This is a genomic window from Bacillus sp. AFS053548 (genome assembly GCF_002575105.1).
Classification (GTDB): Bacteria; Bacillota; Bacilli; order Bacillales; family Bacillaceae_G; genus Gottfriedia.
Genome location: NZ_NUHI01000058.1, coordinates 1 through 2,065, shown reverse-complemented (window position 1 = coordinate 2,065; position 2,065 = coordinate 1). Strand labels below are relative to the sequence as shown.

The window sequence follows — 2,065 nt, the reverse complement described above, 5'->3', positions numbered from 1 at the left end:
TCTATAGGGTACATTTTAAAATTTCTGGTTGACCATTTTTTATATGGTCTTATTATTAAAGTAGTCGGGGCAGAACGAAGCTTGCGTGGGGCTTAGACCCCGTCAACTAAACAGTTCACCCCCTACTTATAGAAACATGCTTTGGGCTGGTTGGGACAAGGATCCCGAATAACAAGCGAACCTATGACACTATAAGGGAGCATTAGGGGAACCGATAAATTTAATTTTAGGAGGAGATATTATGAATCCAGTAGTTGGTCTGGATGTCGCAAAAGGAGAAAGTCAGGTTCAAGGTTTTTTAGATAAAAAGACTCCTTTTAAAAGAAGTTTTAAGATTTTACATACGGTTGAAGGCTTTGAGCAGCTACTTCAATTCTTACAGAAAATCGAAGAAACAACGAATACAAAACCAGTATTGATAATGGAATCGACAGGGCATTACCATTCACCAGTTATGCAGTTCTTAGATAACTTAAACTATATTTACATCGTTATTAATCCATTAATCTCTTATCGAGCTAAAAGCACGAGTTTGAGAAAGGTAAAGACTGATGCCATCGATGCGTACCACCTCTGCGAGCTGTACTACAAAGAAGAGTTAGAGCCGTATAAAAAGCGTGGTGTACAATTACTAAACCTGCGAAATTTAACGAGACAGCACGATCATTTAACAGGTATTAGTTCTCAGGCAAAACTACATTTTCTAGCGATTCTAGATCAAGTGTTTCCTGAATATCGAGGTGTGTTTGGCGACTTATACTCTAATGTTTCGCTCTTAACTTTACTAGAGTTTCCCTCATCTGAAGCAGTGTTACAAGCAGGTGAAGATCAACTAAGTAAACGAATCGCATCCTTATGTACTAGCCGTTCTAAACAATGGGCAAAGGAAAAAGCAAAGCTTTTAATGACTGCGGCTGAAAAAAATCCGTTTCAAATCAATCTTTATAGAAGCCTTCTTATCTCGCTTGAAATGCATATCAAAATGGTTCTTCAATACAAAGAACATCTATCCAATTTGAAAGCAGAGATAGATGTCCTCGTAAAAGAAATAGAAGAATATAATATCATCCAATCAATTCCAGGTATCGGAAAAAAAATCGCGGCAACGATTATTTCTGAAATTGGTGAAATTGATCGGTTTGATAACCCTAAAAAACTTGTGGCGTTCACTGGAGTAGATCCGAGTGTCTTTGAATCTGGTAAATTCACAGCCACTAGAAACCGCAATACTAAACGTGGTTCTAGTCGATTGAGACATGCATTATTCATGGCTGTTCGGTGTGCAATTCGTGATAATCGTAAGAGTAAAACAACAGACGAAATCATCCCAAGAAATAAACGAATGCGACAATTTTATGATAAAAAGCGTGAAGAAGGAAAACCATTTAGAGTAACAGTTATTGCTTGTGTAAACAAACTATTACACTGGATTTATGCCCTGTTAAAAAGCAAAACGACTTTCCAAGATCTAGCTTAAAATCTCGAATCAACATAAATTACCATAATCTTCCAATTTTATATAAATGGAAGATTATTTGGCATGTCTAAAATAGTATAACATGACTCTCAAATATTTTTTATTGAAAAATATTGACAAACTATTAGCTGGTTTAGTTGTATAAGAAAATTATAAATAAAGTTATAAACACGAATTTTTAGCTATTTTAGATATAGAAATTTTTATTTTTCCTTATCCATCACTTTGATAATACTTTTCTATTTATTTGCAATTTTACGTAACAAATAAAGTGCATAAACTATTGCAGGTATAGCCCCTATCATCATAATTATCCTTATTACACCCATAATTAAATACCAAGGTGATATAGATACACTCATTTTAACCCCCCTTTGGAGAATAATTTTTGTAATGTTTTTGCGTTTATACCTCTTTAAAATGAGTTCTACAATAAATATTCTCATACCTTTAATTTAAAGTCGGGTTATTTTATCCTTGATTTAATAACGTTTATACGATTTCTTATGGAACTAAACTGCCATTTAGCTTAATAAAAAAAGACTACCGAAGCAGTCCATCGTTGTGCAACTAGTCGAGTAGAATGGA

General features: G+C 34.2%; 1 protein-coding gene. It reads left to right on the top strand.

Features of this window, described 5'->3' with window-relative positions; genetic code table 11:
* The first annotated feature begins 241 nt into the window (after positions 1-241).
* Entirely contained in the window at positions 242-1,477 is a 1,236-nt protein-coding gene (locus CN946_RS20805; protein ID WP_098862831.1) for an IS110 family RNA-guided transposase, read from the top strand.
* Positions 1,478-2,065: the final 588 nt, after the last annotated feature.

Excerpts from the sequence above, each read along its gene's own strand:
- CN946_RS20805 (WP_098862831.1), top strand. The coding sequence starts at position 242 with ATGAATCCAGTAGTTGGTCTGGATGTCGCAAAAGGAGAAAGTCAGGTT.